The sequence below is a fragment of the Hwangdonia seohaensis genome (assembly GCF_031932625.1).
Classification (GTDB): domain Bacteria; phylum Bacteroidota; class Bacteroidia; order Flavobacteriales; family Flavobacteriaceae; genus Hwangdonia; species Hwangdonia seohaensis.
The window spans coordinates 592,772-613,274 of record NZ_JAVSCK010000001.1; the positions used below are offsets into that span (position 1 = coordinate 592,772).

Sequence of the window (20,503 nt, forward strand, 5' to 3'; positions counted from 1 at the left end):
TCAACGCTTTAATAATTGTTTAATTTGATTTTTTTCTGAAAAATAAATGATTGTCAAAAATACGATTAACAATGCTATTCCAACACTATAATTTTCTCTAAATTGATAAAATGATAGACTTGATAACCCAACGGAAAGCGCTAAATACATTCCGATTTTTTTCAAATTATAAGGAATGGGGTAATATTTTCTTCCGAAATAAAACGATGCCAACATCATGCAAGCATAGGCGGCTAGGGTTGCAATTGCAGAGCCTTTGTAACTTATTATTGGTATGAGCCAGAAATTGAGCAAAAGCGTCAATACAGCTCCGAAAACCGAAATGTACGCCCCGAATTTTGTTCTATCGGTTATCTTGTACCACACCGATAAATTGTGGTAAATACCCAAACAGAAATTTGCCAGCAAAACAATGGGTACAATCCACATGGCTTCCCAATAGGCCTCGTCTCCAATAAAAATAACTTTTAAAACATCGGCAAAAACAACCACCGTCAATAAAATTACCGAACCAAAAATAACAAAGAACTCCAAGATTTTGGCATAGTTTTTTTGTGGGTTTTCTGTTTTGGCATGACTAAAAAAGAAGGGTTCAATCCCTAATCTGTAAGCTGTTGCGAAAAGCGTCATAAACAACGCCAATTTATAACAGGCCGAATACATTCCAATTTCGGTTTTGGCTATGTTTTCGGGCAATAGTTTATCCAATAAAATTCTATCAAAAGTTTCGTTCACCGAAAATGCTACTCCAGCAATTAAAACAGGAAAAGCATAACGCATCATTTGTTTCCAAAGCGCTGTGTTGAAAGTGTATTTTACTTTAAAATAAAACGGAAGCATCAATAACAACGTTACCGCACTAGCCACTAAATTGGCAATGAATATGTAATTAATTTCGTAATTCGGTTGATAAACCGATGCGAATACAGAAGACTCCGTAGCTAAATCTTTTAACCATAATAGCAAAAATAGGTTCAATCCCAGGTTAATCACTATGTTCAATATTTTAATTACCGCGTACTTTATTGGTTTGGCCTTGGCGCGTAACCAAGCGAAAGGGATGATAACCAAAGCATCTAACAATAAAATCCAAATGACTAAATGAATGTATTCTGCTTTAATATCAATAGCATTTGCAATCTGGTTTTGAAAAGCTATGGCCAAAACAAAGAAGAGCAAAGACGTAATTATTAAGGATACGGAAGAGGTTCCGACGACTTTGGATTTATCGTCCTCTTTATTGAAAAACCTAAAAAAGGCGGTTTCCATGCCATAGGCTAAAACCACATTGAATAATACAAAATAGGAAAATATGAGGGACACATCGCCATAGTCGGCAACCGATTTTAAAACGCTTTCATCAGTGTGCAACCTTACCAATAAAAAACTCAACATTCTGGGTAGCACTGTGGCTAATCCGTAGATAAATGTTTGCTTAAAAAGTGATTTGAGTCCGCTCAACGATTGGTTATTTATAGGGCTAAAAATACGTTTTTAGCTAACGTAAACCAAAGATATATTATTGCGGCGGTACGCTTGGATATGATGCCATTGGTTTTTCGTTAATCTGATCGATTTTAATGTATTTGGTTTTCTTATTTTCTTTATAACTTACAATACATTCGCTTGCTTTTAAGTCAAACGGGATTTTCTTTGGTATTGGTGGTGTTTCGTTGCCGTATTCTTCAAGTGGATCGCTGCTCATTACAACATTGTAGCTCCGTTTTTCTTTCTTTTTGAATATGCCAACATAACGCAAACCGTCATGCGACAATAAGAGTTTTGTAACTTTTCCTCTAAAATAAACCGAGTCTAATTGCAGGTTTTTATTTGACTTTGTAACTGGAATAAACAACTTGATGCCCGAACCACCTTCTTTAATGCCTGAGGTCCATTTTTGAGAATACACATCTCCAAAATTTATTGAGGTTTTCTTTTCTAGCTTTGGGACACCGGAACATTGCGAAAAGCTAGACATCATGACCAACAATAAAAATGAGAATAAAATATGCTTTAAAAGTTTCATGGCTTAATTATAGAATTATAAAGATACGGTTTCAAAATTGATGCCATAAAAAAAATCAGAAAACTGGATTTTTGAAAGAAAAATGAGTCAGTCGAAATGTTTAAAACTAAATACCGGCATTTAAACACATAATAATCAAATAGTTATTTATTTATTGAAATATATTTCTTAATTTTAAGAGTTGCTTTATTCCCATAATCTAGACATGGCTACCTCTTCAAAAATATGGTAACACTTTATTTTAATTCAAATTTTTAATTATGGGAAAGTACAAAATAGGGAAAGACATTGGTGAATTGACGGTACGTCTTCAACATGTGGAGGAAAAAGTAGCTTACGCACGAAACAATGGTCAATCAGGTAATACTTCTAATTCTGCATGCAAGTGTCGGGGTGTATCAGACAGCGAACTTTATGAAAGCCTTGAAGATGCTGCACCAGATAGCAAGGTATTCGAGATTCTAAAAAATTTAATGATTGATGCTGGGGAAGTTACAATAAGAGAATTGTTTGCCTGTACAATAGAAGATGTTGGGCATAAGGCAGCAAATGCAATAGCATTAGCTAAAGAAATAGGGTTTCTAGCTTTAAGCAATGACAAATGTTGCCACGAGGTAGATGATGTCTTGCAGAATGATTACTGTAAGAGTAAAACTGGAAAATGGTGTAGCCTTGTAAAAAAACATGGGCGTAAACGTTGCACACTGGCAAGCGATAAGTGTTAATCAAAATCAAACAGCAATAAAAAAACCTCTCACTAAATGTTAATGAAAGGTCTATAATGTTGTGAATAAAAAAATCGTAATCTAATTATTCAAAGCTTCCGCACCTCCAACAATTTCAAGGATTTCGTTGGTAATTGCAGCTTGACGCGCTTTGTTGTACGTTAATTTAAGCTGGTCTCTTAATTCTGTGGCGTTATCCGTTGCTTTGTGCATTGCTGTCATTCGCGCACCGTGTTCGCTTGCAAAAGAGTCTCTAATACCTTTATACAATTGTGTTTTTAACGATTTAGGAATCAACTCCTCAACGATTTCAACTTTCGATGGCTCAAAAATATAATCTGAATTGTTATTTGCTTCACCCTCAATAGGAACAATTGGTAAAAATTGCTCAGTCATTACAATTTGAGTTGCCGCATTTTTAAACTTGTTGTAAACAATTTCGATTTTATCGAACTCACCGGCAACAAATTTCTCCATTAACGATTCAGCGATTTCTGCCACATTATCAAAAGTCAAATCATCAAAAACCTCACTTTTATTGGCGATAACCATGTTTTGTTTTACAAACGCATCGTTTGCTTTTTTTCCAATTGCAACTACCGAAACCTTTTTACCAGCGTATACATTGCTAATTAAATGTTGTGTTTGCTTAATAATATTAGAATTAAAAGCGCCACATAAGCCTCTATTGGATGTAATAGGAACAATTAAAACATTGTTTACTTCGCGTTGCGTGGAAAATTTGCTTCCAGAGTCTGCATCTAAAGTGGCACTTAAGCTTTGTAAAAGCTCAGTCAACTTATCTGCATAAGGGCGCATTGCGGTAATAGCATCTTGTGCCTTCTTTAACTTTGCAGCCGATACCATTTTCATGGCACTGGTAATCTGCATCGTTGAAGATACCGAGGATATTCTGTTACGTATTTCTTTTAAGTTTGCCATATTAGCCCCACCTAACCTCCCCAAAGGGAAGGGATTAATTGATTATGTTAAAATACAAGCACCATCTCACAACTCTTCCCTTTCGGGGAGGCTGCGATGGGCCTTTTTATTAATTTCTATACTTTCCCGATAAATCTTTAGCCACAGCTGTTAATGTATCTGTAACTTCATCAGTTAATTTACCTGCCTTTAAAGTATCTAGAACATCTCTGTGCTTTGCGTTTAAGAATTCTATATAATCACGTTCGAATTCTTTAACTTTTTCAACAGGAACATCTTTCAATAAGTTTTTAGACCCTGCGTAAATAATAGCTACTTGGTCTTCAACTGTAAACGGATCGTTTTGTGCTTGCTTTAAAATTTCAACGTTACGTTTTCCTTTTTCGATTACGTTTAAAGTAACGGCATCTAAATCAGATCCAAACTTTGCGAAAGCTTCTAACTCACGGAATTGCGCTTGGTCTAATTTTAAAGTACCTGATACCTTTTTCATTGATTTAATCTGAGCGTTACCACCAACACGAGATACCGAAATACCTACGTTAATTGCCGGACGAACACCAGAGTTAAATAAATCACCATCTAAGAAAATTTGTCCATCGGTAATGGAAATTACGTTTGTTGGAATATAAGCTGATACGTCACCTGCCTGCGTTTCAATAATTGGTAAAGCGGTTAACGAACCTCCACCTTTTACCATGGGCTTTAAGCTATCTGGTAAATCGTTCATTTCTTTAGCAATCGCATCATCATTAATCACTTTTGCAGAACGCTCTAATAAACGTGAGTGTAAATAGAAAACGTCTCCAGGGTACGCCTCACGTCCTGGTGGGCGACGTAACAATAAAGATACCTCACGATACGCTACCGCTTGTTTAGATAAATCGTCATAGATAATTAAAGCTGGACGACCCGTATCTCTAAAATACTCACCGATTGCAGCTCCGGCCATTGGTGCATAAACTTGCATTGGCGCAGGATCTGATGCATTTGCAGCAACAATAGTAGTATAAGCTAATGCTCCTTTTTCTTCCAGGGTTTTAGCTATTAAAGCTACTGTTGATGCCTTTTGCCCAACTGCAACATATATACAATATACAGGCTCGCCTGCATCGTAAAATTCTTTTTGATTTATAATGGTGTCAATACAAACGGCTGTTTTACCAGTTTGTCTATCTCCAATTACCAGCTCACGTTGTCCACGTCCAACAGGAATCATTGCGTCAATTGCTTTAACTCCGGTTTGTAAGGGCTCGGTAACCGGTTCACGATAAATAACCCCAGGCGCTTTACGCTCTAAGGGCATTTGGTAAGTTTCACCGGCAATAGGGCCTTTTCCATCTATTGGTGTCCCTAATGTATCAACAACACGACCAACAATACCTTCACCTACGTTAATAGAAGCGATTCTGCCCGTACGTTTTACCGTAGAACCTTCGGCAACTGCTTTAGAGTGTCCTAATAATACAATACCTACGTTGTCTTCTTCAAGGTTAAGTACAATACCTTCAAGACCGCCATCAAATTCTACCAGCTCACCATATTGAGCGTTTGAAAGTCCATAGGCACGTACAATACCATCACCAACAGTTAATACTGTTCCTACTTCATCTAAAGATGCTGTAGCCTTGAATCCTGCCAGTTGTTGTTTTAAGATTGCTGATACTTCAGCTGGTTTTACTTCTGCCATCTTTATTAATTTTGAACCCAGAATTTAGAACTCTGAATTATTTTAGTTTAATGTAAATTCTCTTTTTAACTTATTTAATTTGTTTGCAATACTTGCATTGTATTGAATATCTCCAACACGCAAGATAAAGCCTCCTAAAATGCTTTCGTCTATAATGCTTTTAATTTCAGCATCTTTTCCTGTAAGCTCTTTAACCTTAGCCAACACCTTAACTCTTAAATCGTCTGTTAAAGGTATAGCGGTAGTTACTTGGGCCACTTGAGTTCCTGTTAATTCGTCGAATAAAAGATTGTATTTTAAAGCGACTTCTTGTAAAAGCGGTAATCTTTTATTTGTAATTAGGGTATCGATTAAATTTTTTGTCATTTCATTAGAACCTTTAAAAACATCTAATAAAATGGCTTTTTTAACTGAAGAACTCACTACAGGATTTTGAAGCGCATTGTTTAACTCTGTGCTCTCTGCAATAGTTTTGGCTATTAGCTTCATGTCTTTATTTACAACCTCGGTTGTATTTTTATCAGATGCTAAACTTAAAACTGCTTTTGCGTAACGTATTGCTGCTCTTGCTCCTGCCATGATACTATTAGTTTAATTTTGCTTCAACCAGCATAGACTCAACCAATTGAACTTGTTTGTCTTTGTTGGAAAGTTCTTTTCGCACTACTTTTTCAGCTATTTCAATGGATAAATCCGCAACATGTTTTTTAAGTTCTGCCATAGCGGCTTTCTTTTCGCTTTCAATTGCAGCTTGAGCTTGGGTAATTATTTTATCCGCTTGGTTTTGCGCTTCGCCTTTGGCGTCGTCGATCATTTTATTTTTAATATCGCGCGCTTCTTTTAACAAAGCTTCGCGTTCTGCTCGTGCTTCTTTTAAAATGCGTTCGTTATCGGCATGAAGGTTTTCCATCTCTTTACGAGCATCTTCAGCTGAAGCCAATGCTTTTTTAATACCTTCTTCTCTTTCGCTAACCGCTCCAAGAATAGGTTTCCAAGCAAACTTTTTTAAGATAATAAGTAAAAACAAAAATGTAATTACTGTCCAAAATACAAGTCCTAAACCTGGTGTAATTAAATCCATTTCTTAATTTATTTAGTTTTATAATCCCACGTATGGGTTTCATTTTTTGAGGATTGCCCCAAATTTAAAAATTATTTTCCATGTTGTTCCTTACGGATAAACCTTAAGGTTATAGAAGCTTTAATTAAAATACAGAGGCAACCAACCGTTACCTCTGTACTTTGTAATCATAATTAAACGATTAATGCAGCAACAACACCAAATAGTGCTACTGCTTCTACGAAAGCTGCTAAAATAAGCGCTGAAGTTTGGATTTTTCCTTGGATTTCCGGTTGACGTGCCATGGCATCCATAGCAGAACCACCGATTCTTCCAATTCCCATTCCAGCTCCAATTGCTGCTAAACCAGCTCCGATTGCTGCGATTCCTGTAATAGTCATAGTTATAAAATTTAAATTAATTAATGATGTGCTTCTTCGGTTGCCATGCCAATATACAGGGCAGACAACACGGTAAATATATATGCTTGAATTGCTACTACTACAATTTCTATTAATCCGATAAATAATGAGAACGCTACCGATACCGGAGATACCCATGTGGTCTCAAAAATAAATATTAAGGACATTAAGGCTAAAATAATAATATGTCCTGCTGTAATGTTTGCAAATAAACGAATCATTAACGAGATTGGTTTTACAAACATCCCCACAATTTCTATGGGCATTAAGAAAATTTTCATTGGCACAGGAACCCCGGGCATCCAGAAAATATGTTTCCAATAGTTTTTGTTGCCGCTAAAGTTTGTTACCAAAAAGGTAAACACCGCCAAAGTTAATGTAAAGGCAATATTACCACTTACGTTGGCACCGTTAACAATAGGTATTAACCCAAAAATATTATTAAGCCATATAAAGAAAAATACGGTTAATAAATAGGGCATGTACTTTTTGTATTTATGATCGCCAATCATAGGCTTTGCAATCTCATCGCGAACAAAAACAATTAAAGGTTCCATAAAACCTGCAATTCCTGTTGGGATTTTAGTGCTAGATTTTTTATAAACCCGAGCGGTAGAAATAAACACGAGCAATAATACGATAACCGACACCCACATCATGAACACGTTTTTTGTGATAGAAAAATCCGCTGGCTTGCTAGCGTTTGTAGGGTGATGCTCGGCATCAAAAGCTACAGCTTGTGCGTTGGCATCTAGTTGATAAATTTTTTCGTGGTATTTTACAAATCTCAAACCGTCTTTTTCAACGATGTGCGACCCAGAGTCGTCATGATGAAATTCGCTGGACATAAAGGTAACCAAACCTTGGTCTGTCCATAAAATAATAGGCAAAGCAATCGAAATTGGCTTCCCATTCCAATCAAGAATATGAAATTCATGAGCATCCTTAACGTGATGCATAATCATCTCTTTGGCATTGAACTCTTTATCGTTCTCGTTCTCTTGGTTTTCCGACGCATAGCCACCAAATGATGTGGCCATAAATAATGCAGAAAAAAATACGCTTTTAAAGGTGTTTAATGTCATTCTATTTTGATTAAAAATACCTTGCTTTAAATTCCGTGCAAATGTACGCACATAAAGTTAATTGACAAATAATAATTTAATGATTATTTGTCAATACGGTTTTTTATTGAAAATTAGCGGTGGACGCCTACTTTTTTTGAAGTAATCTAGTTACAGCATACACTTCAAATGCAAGAAAAATAAAATAGGGAACAAAAAAATTGGCGAGATCGTATGCTTTTTGTTCAGGTTTTGATAAAATCCACGGCAACAAAAACACCATGGCCAACACCATTTTTAATAGCATGCCCAAAACAAATGCATTGAACACTTCGATTTTGCCAATCGATTCGCGGTAGTTAATTAGCGTATAGATTATTACAACGGTAACCAAATGAAACATATAAATATGCCATAGCGGAAAAAACAAAACAGCGTTTTTTGCAAAATGCAAGTTTAAATAGGCGTGGATACCAAATAACAAAGCACTCAACACTATGAGTTGCACCAGAAAGTTTAGCTCTCTCTTTTTAAAAAGATTGTTCATTTATTGTTCTTCTTTTGAGATTGCAATAATACGTCTTATTACAAAAACAATCGCAAAAATTACAAACACTAAAGATAGAATAATAGTGTAAAGGTTATGCTTGTTTGGAAATGCATCGTCGAGTTTTACACCAACAAAAGCACCTATGCCAATAATGGCAAACATTTGAAAAACAATACTAGAATAACGCGCGTAAGTATTAAGCTGTTTTTTCTGGTTCTGACTTTTTTTGTTGTTGCGGTCCTTGTCCACTTTTGTTCATATCTTTTACAGAGCCCTTCATAACACAGGTTACATTAAAGGTTGCCCCTGGTTCAACGGCTAGTTTGCCAACAACCACTTCGCCTTCAATGTGTGCTGCTGCTTTTAATGTAAGGGTGCCCGACAGCGATAATTTTCCTGAAAATTTACCTTCAAAATAGGCATCGGTGCCTTGCAGGGTGCCTTTTATAAAACCTGCTTTACCCACAACTACTTTTCCTGTGGTTTTTATATTTCCTTCTATAATTCCATCTACCCTAAAATCGCCTTCGCTATTAAAGTCGCCAACAATTTTAGTGCCTTGGGATATTATATTTTGACTGGATGTTCCTTCTACCATGTGTTTGTCTTTTTTATTATCAGAGAACATAATGCTATTAATTTTAATTATTACTAATGTTTAAATACGTATCCAGATTTTTATGAATCTGAACGATTTGATAATTTGCAGATGATATTGCAAAATAAGGTTCGGTTATTTTTCGGCTGTCTTCTTTGGTTAATAATTGGTCGAAAGTTTTAGCAACTTGAGCACTTTTTAAACCATGAATAACAACGAGTCTTGTATTTGGGCTGTAAACATCGACCGATGTTTTTAAATCGTAATATTTTATGTTTTTTAAAACAGAATCCAAAGTTTTTTGGAACGCTTCAATTTCATCAATTTCTGTGTTTTCAAATTTATAAACCACTTTAAAGTTGGTTGAAGCATCATCGGTTTCTTCAATAAAATCGGAGCTCGCCATTTTTGGTAAAATCTCTGTATCCATTTTTTCGGCTTGCTGGCCTTCTGGCGTATTGGCAAAGGTTATCGCCACATAATTAATGGCTCTTTTGTAAGCCTCATAACCAAACAACCTGCCTATGGCCGTGGCTTTTAAAAGCTCGAATTTTGGCACAATGGGATCGCCATCAAAGGCATTGATATAGGTTTCGCATGCTGAAATGACTGTAGCATATTCCTGATTTTCATGTTGCGCAAACAGCTTTTCGTAAACCCGCTCAGGGCTCTGCTCGTCTTTTAAATTCGCTAAATCCGGGTTGTTTAAAATGGTGGCGTAGCGCGATTCCGGATGGTTTGTAATAATCTCGTTTTTGGCAATGGAAGCCTCATCGTTTTCGCCCAACAATTCATAAATCTTATATAGATTGTATTTTGAAGGCACTATTAACCGCTCTTCCGGTTGGCTATTCATTAGGTTTTGGAACTTGCTTTTTGCTAAATCGTATTCTTTGAATTTTTCCTTGTAAATAAGACCCAATTGATAGTAGGCAAAATTCCGGTCTTTTGAAATACTGTCGATGGCCTTTTCTTCGGAAGGAATTTTAGAGATATAGAACTGCGGATCAAACCGTTCTTCATCTGAAGCCAAATCAACGATATTAACATCCGAAGCACTATTTCCGGTGTTGGAATTTGCTTTGTTGGACCATCGCCAATTGTCTTCTAAAGTTCTGTTGCCCCAAATTTTAATAAACTCGTTTTTGCCATAGGCCACCGTGGTTGGGTTGTAAAAATAAAATAGGGTCGCTTCGTTTGGTGTTCCCCTGTTTTGCGACTGTCCACCAATGGTATTGTTAACCGTAGCCAAACCTGTATTCCGTTCGGCAGCTTCGGCTTGTTTTTCATCTTCTTCGGCTTTTTCTTTTAAAGCTTCAACAAAGGATTCAAAGTACTCCAATCGTTCGGTTTCCGAAAAATTCACTAATTGCAAGATACTATCGTTAACACGGGCTATGTTTTCGTAATAAATAACATCTTCCAAATTATCGCGTTTCCTTTTAATAATGCGATAGGGCTTGGAGTTTAACTCCAAATTCGTCATCGTGCTGTCGTAATAATTACCTGCGATTTCATACTTGGATGTATCAAAATTCATGTCGCCCAAAGTTTGGTAATTTTTAGCTCTCAACAATTTATCCTGCGAATTGGTGCGCAAAGATTTATTATAGTAGTTTACCGCTAAAGAATCCGATTGATTATTTAAATGATATTCGGCAATTTGATGGTAAATTTTATCCAAAAAGGGTCTGTTTTCCCTATTTTCTTCAAGTGCCGTAAGGTGTTCCAAAAGCGCCAGTTTGTTTCCGTTTTCATAATCGAAATTTTTAACTTTTTCAATATGGGCACTTATCATGTAAATACGCGGTGTTTTTCTATTGAGCCCTATAACCTTATCAAACGCGATGTTGGCACTGTCTTTATAACCTAATTGATTGTATAGTTGCCCTTGGATAAAACGATAACGCCCGCGCTCGTCGTTGTTTTTCGTGGCGTTTGCGGCAATGTTTAATTGCGTAATGGCGCTGTCAACAGATTTGGTGTTTAAATACGCTTGTGCCAAAATAGACGTGGCATCGGCCAAATCTTGATCGTTTAATTCTTCATCGGCCAACAACCGTTTCAACTTTTTTATGGCCACTTCATTGTTGTCCAACCGGATATTGGCCTTTTCGCGCCAAATTTTAACTTGATTTATTTTGTCGCTCGTTGGGTATTTATTCAGAATATTATTGAATGCCGCCAATGCCGGAACAAAGCGTTGGTCGAAATAACGGGCTTTTCCCAAAAGCAAATACGCTTCATCTATTTGCGGATTTTTTTCTTTGCCATCAATATTTATACTGTGTTTTTGAATGGCTTTTACCGCCTTTTCTTCGGCTCTATTAAAGTTCTCGTTTTTAGACTGCCCGGGCAATACAATGTCTTCTTGAATTTGCATGCGCTCGATGGGAAGCACGTCCCAATAATTATCGGCGTACCCTTCGTTAAGGGTGTTTCTGCCTTCTTCTAAAGCTAAATAGCCATTGTAAAGCGCATTGAATTCGGCAGTAACGGCGTGATAATTTCGGCTAACAAAATTGTCTTTTTTTCTAGAACAACTGGTTGCTAAAACAGTAGAAAAAACTATAAGTAGTATGGCTTTGATAGATGTTTTCAACGGTGGTTATTTAGTCTAATAAATAACTATAAACTCTAGTTATTATTATATGTAACCGTAAAAATAAGCATCTTTTTGGATTTAGCTATAAATTGCAGTTATAAAATGCTCGCGCAAAGACGCTAAGGCGCAAAGTGGACACTGTATGATTATGGATTGTTTCGCAGAGACACACAAAGTTTTTACAGAGACTCGTAGAGGAATACATAGTAAAACATGAATTAACACAGTGATTTTGATAACATTCTGAAAACGCTCCGTGTATCTCTGCGAAAACCCAGCGGGACTCCGTGTTATAATTTTAAACAGCCTCAGTTCCCGAAAAATGTGCTTCAAGTTCTTTTAAAGTGGCTTCGCTTGTGTTTAAATCTTTAACTATTTCGCCTTTTTCAAGTACTACAATGCGTTCGCAAACGTCGGTTACATGCATTAAATCATGACTGGAAATTAATACGGTTACGCCTTGTTTTTCGGCTAAATCCTTAATAATGCCTTTTAATCGAATTTGTGTTGTGGGATCCAGGTTTGCAAAAGGTTCGTCTAAAACAATAACTTCCGGGTTGCCAATAAGTGCCGCAACAATGCCTGCTTTTTTCTGATTGCCTTTACTTAAATCGCGTAAATACTTTTTCTGCCCGAGGATTTCCCCGTGGAAAAAATCTTCAAACTGGCTTACCAATCTATCAACATCGGCTCTGTTTTGTCCGCGTAATTCACCAATAAAGTAAAAATATTCTTCGGCCGTTAAATAACCAATTAAAAAACTTTCATCAATAAAAGCTGATGTAAAGGGTTTCCAATCTTCACTTTCATTTACCTTAATATTGTTGTTTTTAACATATCCGGTTGTGGGCTGAATTAAATCCAACAGCAAACTAAAATACGTGGTTTTTCCAGCGCCATTGTTTCCTACCAATCCAAAACTTTGGCCTTTGGGAATGTCTAATTTTTCAATATTTAAAACAATATTGTTGCTGTATTTTTTTGAAAGATTTGATGTTGTAATCATAATGTTTTCTTTTAGTTGTCTTGATCAAAGGCATTGATCATTTTGTATTTTGATTTTGTGTATTTCAGAGTAATGATTTTCATTAATTTTTGATGAAAAACAATACCAATAACGCCCAATAAAGCGAGTACCAAACAAGCTATTTCAAACCCTATTAAAAAGTAAAATAGCGCAAATATACCCATTGGCAATATTAAAAGCGGAATGCCAATAAGCCATTGTACCGCACCTGTACCTTGATAATTAAAGGCTGCTTTTTGGTTTAAATCGATTTTCTTGCGGTTAAAAGATCCGCCGTACAAAATAACATGCGTATTAACACCTATGTTATAAATGGCAGCTACAAAATGAGCCAATAAAATTTTCCATCCGAAAAAGACATACGGAATACCAAGAACAAACAAAATAATAACGCTTACCGCCATTAAGGTAAATTTCGATTTTAAATACTGCTCGTATTTAATGTTTTGGCTCATCAAGAGTTTATAATAACCACTATCCCAAGCGGGAATAAACTGCCCGAAATTGATTAAAAAGATACCCGTTGAAAACACACCAATAAACATAAAAAACCAAGGTAGGTTTTGATAGGTGGGTTGCGGATAGAAAAACAAACCGTACAAAAGGCCAATTAAAACCATCCAAACCGAGGATTTTGTTCGCTTGTTGCGCCAAATCAGTTTTAAATCCAGTTGCATAAAAGGGGCAATGTCGCCAAAGTTTTTGGTCCACTCCATATTTGAGGTGTTTACCTCTTTAATCTTAGCTTTTAATCCGCTGTCTAAAAACAGTTTTTGTTTTAGTATTTTAAAATTGTAAGCGTATAAGGCTGTCAGTAATAAAATAGGAACGATTAATAAAACCGGATTTTCAGTTATGTAAGTGACGCCATTTGAAAGCGCTCCCGCAATATTTATAATATTAAAATGATTTAAACCGAACAAAGCACCAGCAAATACAATAATGGGTAAAAATGACAGTTCGGTTTTAGCCGATAAGCTTTCAATAATAAAATTTAAAAAGTTATTTATTAGCGTAATGAGCACAATAACAAACATCCAAATTAAAACGGCTGATGTGTTGTAATCGTTTGCTATTAATTTGAGCCCAAAAGGAACAATGGCGAATAATGGTAAAAAATTAATGAATGACAATGCCGATTTTCCCAAAACAAAATTGACCACAGATTTTCGTTTAACGGGCAGTGTCAGTAAAGGTTTAACACTCATTACCGGTAGTTTTTGAAAAAAGAATCGAATCAACAAATCGCCAATTATCCAGAAAAACAACAAGCCGTTAAAAGCAACCAACGGATCTAAATCCGGATATATTTCCTTTAAGATTTTATCCATCAAAAATCCTATAAACAGAAACATAACCATAAAATACAGCGTGAAAAAGCCCATTAATATTTTAATGGCTAAACTTTTGCCAAAGCTGGCAGACCTAAAAAAAGCTTTCCATTCTAAATTTATAAAATGTTTAATCATAGTTTGGCTGGTTATATTTTTAAATTTGGTTCAATGGGTTAGTAAGCCTTTTATCGCAATTGTTACAAATAAAGTTAAAATTTAAAAACCAACTTCACTATTTTTGTCAAAAATTTATATATGTCATCATTTTATAAACTCACCATAAAAGAAATAAAAAGGGAAACCTCTAAAGCGATAAGCATTAGTTTTAATGTCCCAGAGCACTTAAAAGAAACGTTTGCTTTTAAAGCGGGGCAATATATTACTCTAAAATCGGAGATTGACGGCCATGAAGTACGTCGCGATTATTCACTTTGTTCTTCGCCTAAAAGTGGCGAGGTAAAAGTAGCGGTAAAAGAGGTTAAAGACGGTACCTTTTCGGCCTATGCCAACACCACATTACAAGCCGGTGACACTTTAGAGGTTGCGCCTCCAAAGGGTCGATTTGTTTTTGTGCCCAACGATTCCAAAACCAAAAACATCGCGCTTTTTGCGGCAGGAAGCGGTATTACGCCCATTTTAAGCATTATAAAATGCGCTTTGGAAGAAGAGGTTTATAGCAAGGTTATTTTGGTCTTTGGCAATAAAACCACAAAAGACACCATGTTTTTAAACGAACTTTTAGAGCTCCAGCACCAATACAAAGACCGTTTTTCAATACAATTTGTGTTTAGTCAAGCCGATGAAGATGATGCTATTTTTGGCAGAATTGAAAAAAGCACGGTTAATTATGTGATGAAAAACGAGCATAAACATGTTGTGGTTGATGCCTTTTATCTTTGTGGACCAGAAGCTATGATTCACACGGTAAAAGATGTTTTAACCGAACACCATATTGACAAAGACCGCATTCATTTCGAGCTATTTAAAGCAGCAAAACCTGCCGAAATAGAAGAAGAAGCGGTTACCGCAAGCGGAAAGACAAAAATTACCGTTATTGTTGATGATGAATCGACGACTTTCGAAATGTCTGCCAAACAAAGCGTACTCGAAGCTGCGCTGGATGAAGATTTAGATGCGCCTTATTCTTGCCAAGGCGGTATATGCAGCAGTTGTTTAGCGCGCATAAAAGAAGGTGAAGCCACAATGCGACAAAATAATATTCTAACCGAAAGTGAAGTTGCCGAAGGTTTAATTTTAACCTGTCAAGCGCACCCTACAACGCCAACATTAACTGTTGATTATGATGATGTTTAAGCCCCCTCTGTCCTGCGGACATCTCCCCCGAAGGGTGAGAACTTAAATCGCGGACTTAATTTTGTTAACTATAATTTAAAAGCGCTAGACTTTAGACCGCTTCGCTCTTAGACGTTAGAAAATTTAAAATAGATTCCTTCCCGATAGCTAACGGGATTCGCAGGAATGGCAAATCACATTTAGATGATAGATTTGATTTTTTCAGTAATCTCTTTTGGAGCAATACTTCGTGAGGCTTCTTTGTAATGTTCCGGGTATTTATTCCCGTAAATAGAAGTTGGTATTTTTGGATATTGGTTTCTATCTGCAAGTAATGCATAATCTTCAGGTTGATTAAACGGTGCAAAACCGGCAAACGGATGCGTAACACCCCAAATGGTAACCACCTTTATGCCCAACATAGCGGCGATATGGGCGTTACCCGAATCCATTGAAAGCATCACGTCTAAATTTGAAATGATATCCATTTCGTCATCAAGTGTCAATTTCCCTGAGACATTTACAGTATTGTCAAACTCGGTTTCAAACGTATTCAAAAGTTCGGTTTCATAATTTCCACCGCCAAATAAAATCACTTTATAATCTTTTGAAAGCGTTTCAATCACTTGTTTTATGGCGTCCAAAGGATACATTTTACTTTCGTAGGTTGCAAAAGGAGCAATGCCAATCCTTTTCTTTGAAACATCTCCTAAAATATTTTGGAGTTTTCTATTTAATGCCGCTTTTTCAGGAAATTTAGGGTTTGTTAAATCCAACGGAAAGCCTAAGGTTTCAAAAACATCGGCATAGCGTTGGTGTGTGGTTTTAAGTTGTTTGAATATTTTTCCTTTGGTTAAAAGTCGTTTTTCTTTTCGGTCTTTGTCAATGGAAACAAAACGTTTGCAGTGCAAAAACTTTTTTAAAATCTTACTTCTTAAAACGCTGTGTAAATCCGCAATGGCATAAAAACGATTGTCTTTATTGAGTTGTCGCGCTAATTTATAAAGTCCGAAAACGCCTTTGTGTTCACCTTTAACATCAGCCGGAAAAACAGTAACGTTTTGTAAATCCCTAAAAAAAGGTTTAAAAAATGCTTTTGTTAAAACAGTTATTTTAACTTCGGGATGCTGTTGTTCCAAAGCGCGTAAAACCGGAACGGACATAGCCACATCGCCCATGGCCGATAGACGAATAACCAGGATGTGTTTTAGTTTATTAGACATGAGCTTCAATAGAAAAAGTCTTCGACAAGCTCAGACTGACATAACGATTTTAATTGGCTATGTTGCTCTATTTCTGCGAACGCAACACAGGGTTTAATTCATCGTCATTGTACATCTTCATTTGTTTGTAAACCTTCATGTATTTATCGCCTTTTTCAATATCGCTTAAAAGCGTATCGATAGCCGTTGATAAATCCACACGTTGCTCTAACAATACGTCTAATTTTGTTTGACAAGCTGCTCTGTGTTCCGCGGAAGCGTCATTACGCGTAGCCTCCTCATTCATGTGGTATACTTTTAAAGCTAAAATAGACAACCTATCAATGCCCCAAGCAGGACTTTCGGTGTTAATCGTGGCATCGTCTTTTACGGTAACATCTTTGTATTTTTCAAGAAAATAGCTATCAATGTATTCCACCATATCGGTTCTGTCTTGATTTGATGCATCAATTTTACGCTTTAGTGTCAATGCTGCAACAGGGTCTATCTGTGGGTCGCGAATAATATCTTCGTAATGCCATTGCACAGTATCAATCCAACTTTTTCTGTACAATAAATGTTCGATTAAATGCGAATCTTTGTTGTACGGGTTCTCAAAAGGTTGATCAACCGTATTGATAATGTGGTACTTCTCTATAACTTCCTTAAAAATTTTATTGGCTTTACTTGTAAACATAATGTATTGATTTTAAAGTGTAAATATACTTCTAAATAATTAACTTTACTACCTGAAAACCACAAAAAACACACGATGCATATTCATGATTTATCGCAACAGAACTCTATATTAAATACTTTTATTTCTGAAATGCGAGACGCTAATATTCAAAAAGATAGCATGCGTTTTAGGCGTAACATTGAACGTACAGGCGAGGTTTTAGCTTACGAATTGAGTAAATCTTTAAATTATAAAGCTTCAGAAATTGAAACCCCTTTAGCGAGTAGCACTATGGATTTGTTGGAAAATGATGTTGTTTTGTGCTCTATTTTAAGAGCTGGAGTGCCTTTGCACAATGGGCTGTTAAACTATTTTGATAAAGCTGAAAATGCTTTTATTTCGGCTTACAGACACCACAAAGAAAACCCTGAAAGCTTTGAGATTATTGTGGAATATCTAGCCTGCCCAGATTTGGAAAACAAGACTTTAATTCTTGCCGATCCTATGTTGGCAACGGGTCAGTCCATGATTGCTACCTTTGAGGCCTTAAAGCCTTTTGGCACGCCTAAAGAAGTCCATTTGGTTAGCGTTATTGGCGCTCAAGAAGGTGTAGATTACGTTTCGAAATCCTTTGATGAAAACACCCATTTATGGATTGCGACCATCGATAAAACCTTAAACGCAAAAGGTTATATTGTTCCGGGGCTCGGTGATGCCGGCGATTTGGCTTTTGGCAAAAAACTACAGCAATAAAATTACAAAAGGCACTAAAATTATAGCTGAAAGAAACAACTCTTTAAACCATTTTTCTTGAATGATTTCAATGTAATTGGCAATTATAATCGCTAAGGGTGCAAATAAAAACAAAAACTCACTGCCGTCTTTATTTGGTGCAAAAACTATAATTAAAAACCCAATAAGTACCGCAAAAAGCACCACGTAAAACGAAGGCCTCAACGCTTTCTTTTTCTGCTTTATGTTTTTTATATAGAAAATGGATGCCCACACCCCAAAAGAAAGAAGCATGGTTATTATAATTACATATTGCGCTGAATTGTAATTGTTAAAATTGTAACTCAATTCGGGTAAACTACTGAAAATTCCAAAAAAACTGTCGTCCCAAATTATCGAAACACTAATTGAAATTAAAAAAACGGTTAATAATCCGGTAAAAGGAATCAGCCAATGTTTAATATTGTTATCGGTGTATAGAAGCAATGTGATAATAATAAGCACAAAAAACAATATGGCCCAAAAGTAAAACAGAGCTGCAATGGCAATCCAAAAGGCCGCATCGAATAATTTTTTATTGACGTTTATTTGAGAGCGTAAGCTTATAATTCGTCTATAACCAAGCAGCACAAAAAAGTTAGCGTAAATAATATCCGGATGGCTTACCGTTTGCGGAAGAGCCAACAAAAACAAGCTATACAATACAATTTCGTAATTGCTCTTTTGGGTCAAACTATTTTTGCCAACAATAAAACTAAGGGCCAAAACAGACACGTAACTCACTAAAAACAAAAATGTTTCTTTTATAAAGAAAGTCCCTGTAACAGGTGCTTTTACGTACTTTATGTTAAGTACAATGAAAGCAAAAAGCATAATAAAAAAAACAATAGCAAAATTAATTGGCTTAGATTTTTTAAAAAGGCTTGTAATCATTAACTGTTTTTGTATTTTTGCTATGTAAATATACTAACTAAATTTTCGGTTAGAAAATAATAAAATACACATGAAAGATTTCTTTTACGCTATACAAGATTTATTTGTCGATGTGCTTTTTGCACCCTTCGATGCTTTAAGAGCTTTGGAGCTAGACAATTGGTGGATGGCAAATATTGTATCCTGGATTTTTATCGTAATATGTTTTGTTGCCATGCTTTACTGGATGAAGCAACTTAAAATATTTAATGATAATAATGAAGAAGATAAAAGCATCTCTTCGCATTCGTATTTATAATTTATAAATCGAAACCAATATCTTTACGATAATTCATCTTATCAAAATGTAGTTTTTCTATACTTTGGTAAGATTTTTTTATGGCTTCTTTATAGGTGTTTCCGTATGATGTAATAGCCATAACCCGTCCGCCTGAGGTTACTATTTTACCATTTTCAATAATGGCGCCCGCATGAAAAGGTATGGAATCAGTTATGTTTTCAACACCAGAAATTTCCTTTCCTTTTTCATAAGCTTCCGGATAACCACCAGACACCAACATGATGGTTGTTGCCGCACGTTCGTCAATTTCAATATTTATTTTATCTAATGTTTGATTTGCCATCGCTTGAAGGATTTCAACAAAATCATTCTTTAAACGCGGTAATACCACTTCGGTTTCCGGGTCGCCCATTCTAACATTATACTCAATAACTTTGGGGTCATTACCAACTTTTATCAAACCGATAAACACAAAACCAACATAGGGCAAATGGTCTTTTTTAAATCCTTTAATAGTTGGTTTTACGATGCGCTCTTCAATTTTATTCAGGAATTCATCTGTAGCAAAAGGCACTGGAGACACCGCGCCCATACCGCCTGTATTTAAGCCTGTATCGCCTTCGCCAATGCGCTTGTAATCTTTAGCGGTTGGTAAGATTTTATAGTTTTTGCCATCGGTTAACACAAAACAGCTCAACTCGATGCCGTCTAAAAATTCTTCGATAACCACTTTTGTGCTGGCCGCACCAAACTTAGCATCAACAAGCATGCTTTTTAGTTCGGCTTTTGCTTCGTCCAAATCATTAAGGATAACCACGCCTTTTCCCGCCGCTAATCCGTCGGCTTTTAAAACGTAAGGCGGATTTAAGGTTTCTAAAAACGCATAAGCTTTTTCCACTGAATCTTTTGTAAAACTCTGGTAGGCTGCTGTTGGAATATTATGGCGAAACATAAATTCTTTGGCAAATTCCTTACTGCCCTCCAATTCAGCCGCTTTTTGTTGTGGACCAATAACCGAAACATGTTTTACGCTAGCGTCGTTCAAAAAGAAATCGTGAACACCCTTAACCAAAGGGTCTTCTGGCCCAACAACGACCATATCGATATTTTCATTTAAAACCAAAGTTTTAATGGCTTCAAAATCGGTTACACCAATATTTACATTGGTTGCTATTTTCGCGGTTCCGGAGTTTCCGGGAGCAACAAAAAGATTTTGACATAACGGACTTTGGGCGATTTTCCAAGCAAAAGTGTGTTCTCTTCCGCCAGAACCTAATATTAAAATGTTCATCGTGGTGTGGTTTTTTTTCGAAAACAAAAATAAAACTAATGCTACTAAAA

22 protein-coding genes are annotated in these 20,503 nt (G+C 36.1%); 4 read left to right on the plus strand and 18 right to left on the minus strand.

Annotation, left to right across the window (positions count from 1 at the left end):
- Positions 1-1,461, minus strand: coding sequence for an oligosaccharide flippase family protein (locus RNZ47_RS02550; RefSeq protein ID WP_311935897.1), 1,461 nt, complete (start codon positions 1,459-1,461; stop codon positions 1-3).
- Between the two features lie 58 nt (positions 1,462-1,519).
- Entirely contained in the window at positions 1,520-2,026 is a 507-nt protein-coding gene (locus tag RNZ47_RS02555) for a hypothetical protein (RefSeq protein WP_311935900.1), read from the minus strand.
- Positions 2,027-2,286: 260 nt separating this feature from the next.
- Between RNZ47_RS02555 and RNZ47_RS02560 the strand changes: the two genes are divergently transcribed.
- The gene (locus RNZ47_RS02560) at positions 2,287-2,751 is read left to right on the plus strand and encodes a hypothetical protein (protein WP_311935903.1); all 465 of its coding nucleotides are present in this window, start codon (positions 2,287-2,289) and stop codon (positions 2,749-2,751) included.
- 81 nt (positions 2,752-2,832) lie between these two features.
- Here the strand turns inward: RNZ47_RS02560 and atpG are convergent, their stop codons facing one another.
- The 12 genes from atpG to RNZ47_RS02620 form a co-directional block, all read right to left on the minus strand.
- Complete coding sequence (gene atpG / locus RNZ47_RS02565) at positions 2,833-3,693, minus strand: ATP synthase F1 subunit gamma (RefSeq protein WP_311935907.1); 861 nt, start codon at positions 3,691-3,693, stop codon at positions 2,833-2,835.
- Between the two features lie 109 nt (positions 3,694-3,802).
- Positions 3,803-5,383, minus strand: coding sequence for a F0F1 ATP synthase subunit alpha (atpA, locus tag RNZ47_RS02570; RefSeq protein WP_311935911.1), 1,581 nt, complete (start codon positions 5,381-5,383; stop codon positions 3,803-3,805).
- Positions 5,384-5,425: 42 nt separating this feature from the next.
- Entirely contained in the window at positions 5,426-5,962 is a 537-nt protein-coding gene (gene atpH / locus RNZ47_RS02575) for an ATP synthase F1 subunit delta (protein WP_311935914.1), read from the minus strand.
- Positions 5,963-5,969: 7 nt separating this feature from the next.
- Complete coding sequence (locus tag RNZ47_RS02580) at positions 5,970-6,464, minus strand: F0F1 ATP synthase subunit B (protein ID WP_311935918.1); 495 nt, start codon at positions 6,462-6,464, stop codon at positions 5,970-5,972.
- A gap of 173 nt (positions 6,465-6,637) precedes the next feature.
- Entirely contained in the window at positions 6,638-6,844 is a 207-nt protein-coding gene (gene atpE, locus RNZ47_RS02585; protein ID WP_007647348.1) for an ATP synthase F0 subunit C, read from the minus strand.
- 20 nt (positions 6,845-6,864) lie between these two features.
- The gene (atpB, locus tag RNZ47_RS02590; protein WP_311935924.1) at positions 6,865-7,950 is read right to left on the minus strand and encodes a F0F1 ATP synthase subunit A; all 1,086 of its coding nucleotides are present in this window, start codon (positions 7,948-7,950) and stop codon (positions 6,865-6,867) included.
- A 127-nt stretch (positions 7,951-8,077) separates the two neighbouring features.
- Positions 8,078-8,476, minus strand: a complete 399-nt coding sequence (locus tag RNZ47_RS02595) for a hypothetical protein (protein WP_311935928.1) — start codon at positions 8,474-8,476, stop codon at positions 8,078-8,080.
- On the minus strand, positions 8,477-8,728 hold the full coding sequence (locus RNZ47_RS02600; RefSeq protein ID WP_311935932.1) for an AtpZ/AtpI family protein: 252 nt from the start codon (positions 8,726-8,728) through the stop codon (positions 8,477-8,479).
- The gene (locus RNZ47_RS02605) at positions 8,676-9,107 is read right to left on the minus strand and encodes a bactofilin family protein (RefSeq protein ID WP_311935934.1); all 432 of its coding nucleotides are present in this window, start codon (positions 9,105-9,107) and stop codon (positions 8,676-8,678) included. The genes RNZ47_RS02600 and RNZ47_RS02605 overlap by 53 nt, the downstream gene beginning before the upstream one ends.
- A 13-nt stretch (positions 9,108-9,120) precedes the next feature.
- Positions 9,121-11,679 (minus strand): type IX secretion system periplasmic lipoprotein PorW/SprE, encoded by a 2,559-nt coding sequence (gene porW, locus RNZ47_RS02610; RefSeq protein WP_311935937.1) that lies wholly within the window; start codon positions 11,677-11,679, stop codon positions 9,121-9,123.
- A 301-nt stretch (positions 11,680-11,980) separates the two neighbouring features.
- Positions 11,981-12,688, minus strand: a complete 708-nt coding sequence (locus tag RNZ47_RS02615; RefSeq protein WP_311935939.1) for an ABC transporter ATP-binding protein — start codon at positions 12,686-12,688, stop codon at positions 11,981-11,983.
- An 11-nt stretch (positions 12,689-12,699) separates the two neighbouring features.
- A complete protein-coding gene (locus tag RNZ47_RS02620; protein WP_311935942.1) occupies positions 12,700-14,178 on the minus strand; it encodes a DUF5687 family protein in 1,479 nt (492 codons plus the stop codon).
- 120 nt (positions 14,179-14,298) lie between these two features.
- On the opposite strand from RNZ47_RS02620, the gene RNZ47_RS02625 reads away from it, so the two are divergent.
- On the plus strand, positions 14,299-15,357 hold the full coding sequence (locus tag RNZ47_RS02625; protein ID WP_311935945.1) for a 2Fe-2S iron-sulfur cluster-binding protein: 1,059 nt from the start codon (positions 14,299-14,301) through the stop codon (positions 15,355-15,357).
- A 179-nt stretch (positions 15,358-15,536) separates the two neighbouring features.
- Here the strand turns inward: RNZ47_RS02625 and RNZ47_RS02630 are convergent, their stop codons facing one another.
- Positions 15,537-16,559, minus strand: coding sequence for a glycosyltransferase family 9 protein (locus RNZ47_RS02630; protein WP_311935947.1), 1,023 nt, complete (start codon positions 16,557-16,559; stop codon positions 15,537-15,539).
- A 67-nt stretch (positions 16,560-16,626) separates the two neighbouring features.
- Entirely contained in the window at positions 16,627-17,235 is a 609-nt protein-coding gene (locus tag RNZ47_RS02635; protein ID WP_311935949.1) for a DUF4254 domain-containing protein, read from the minus strand.
- 75 nt (positions 17,236-17,310) lie between these two features.
- On the opposite strand from RNZ47_RS02635, the gene upp reads away from it, so the two are divergent.
- Positions 17,311-17,970: a uracil phosphoribosyltransferase gene (gene upp / locus RNZ47_RS02640; RefSeq protein WP_311935951.1), complete on the plus strand. Its 660-nt coding sequence runs from the start codon at positions 17,311-17,313 to the stop codon at positions 17,968-17,970.
- Here upp and RNZ47_RS02645 read toward each other — a convergent pair.
- A complete protein-coding gene (locus RNZ47_RS02645; RefSeq protein WP_311935956.1) occupies positions 17,959-18,882 on the minus strand; it encodes a DUF6427 family protein in 924 nt (307 codons plus the stop codon). The two genes, upp and RNZ47_RS02645, sit on opposite strands and share 12 nt — an antisense overlap.
- Positions 18,883-18,952: 70 nt before the next feature.
- On the opposite strand from RNZ47_RS02645, the gene RNZ47_RS02650 reads away from it, so the two are divergent.
- The gene (locus RNZ47_RS02650; protein WP_311935958.1) at positions 18,953-19,180 is read left to right on the plus strand and encodes a DUF6341 family protein; all 228 of its coding nucleotides are present in this window, start codon (positions 18,953-18,955) and stop codon (positions 19,178-19,180) included.
- Position 19,181: 1 nt separating this feature from the next.
- Here RNZ47_RS02650 and purD read toward each other — a convergent pair whose 3' ends face one another.
- Positions 19,182-20,453 carry a phosphoribosylamine--glycine ligase gene (gene purD, locus RNZ47_RS02655; protein ID WP_311935961.1) on the minus strand — a complete coding sequence of 424 codons (1,272 nt, stop codon included), beginning with the start codon at positions 20,451-20,453 and terminating at the stop codon, positions 19,182-19,184.
- Positions 20,454-20,503 lie beyond the last annotated feature (50 nt).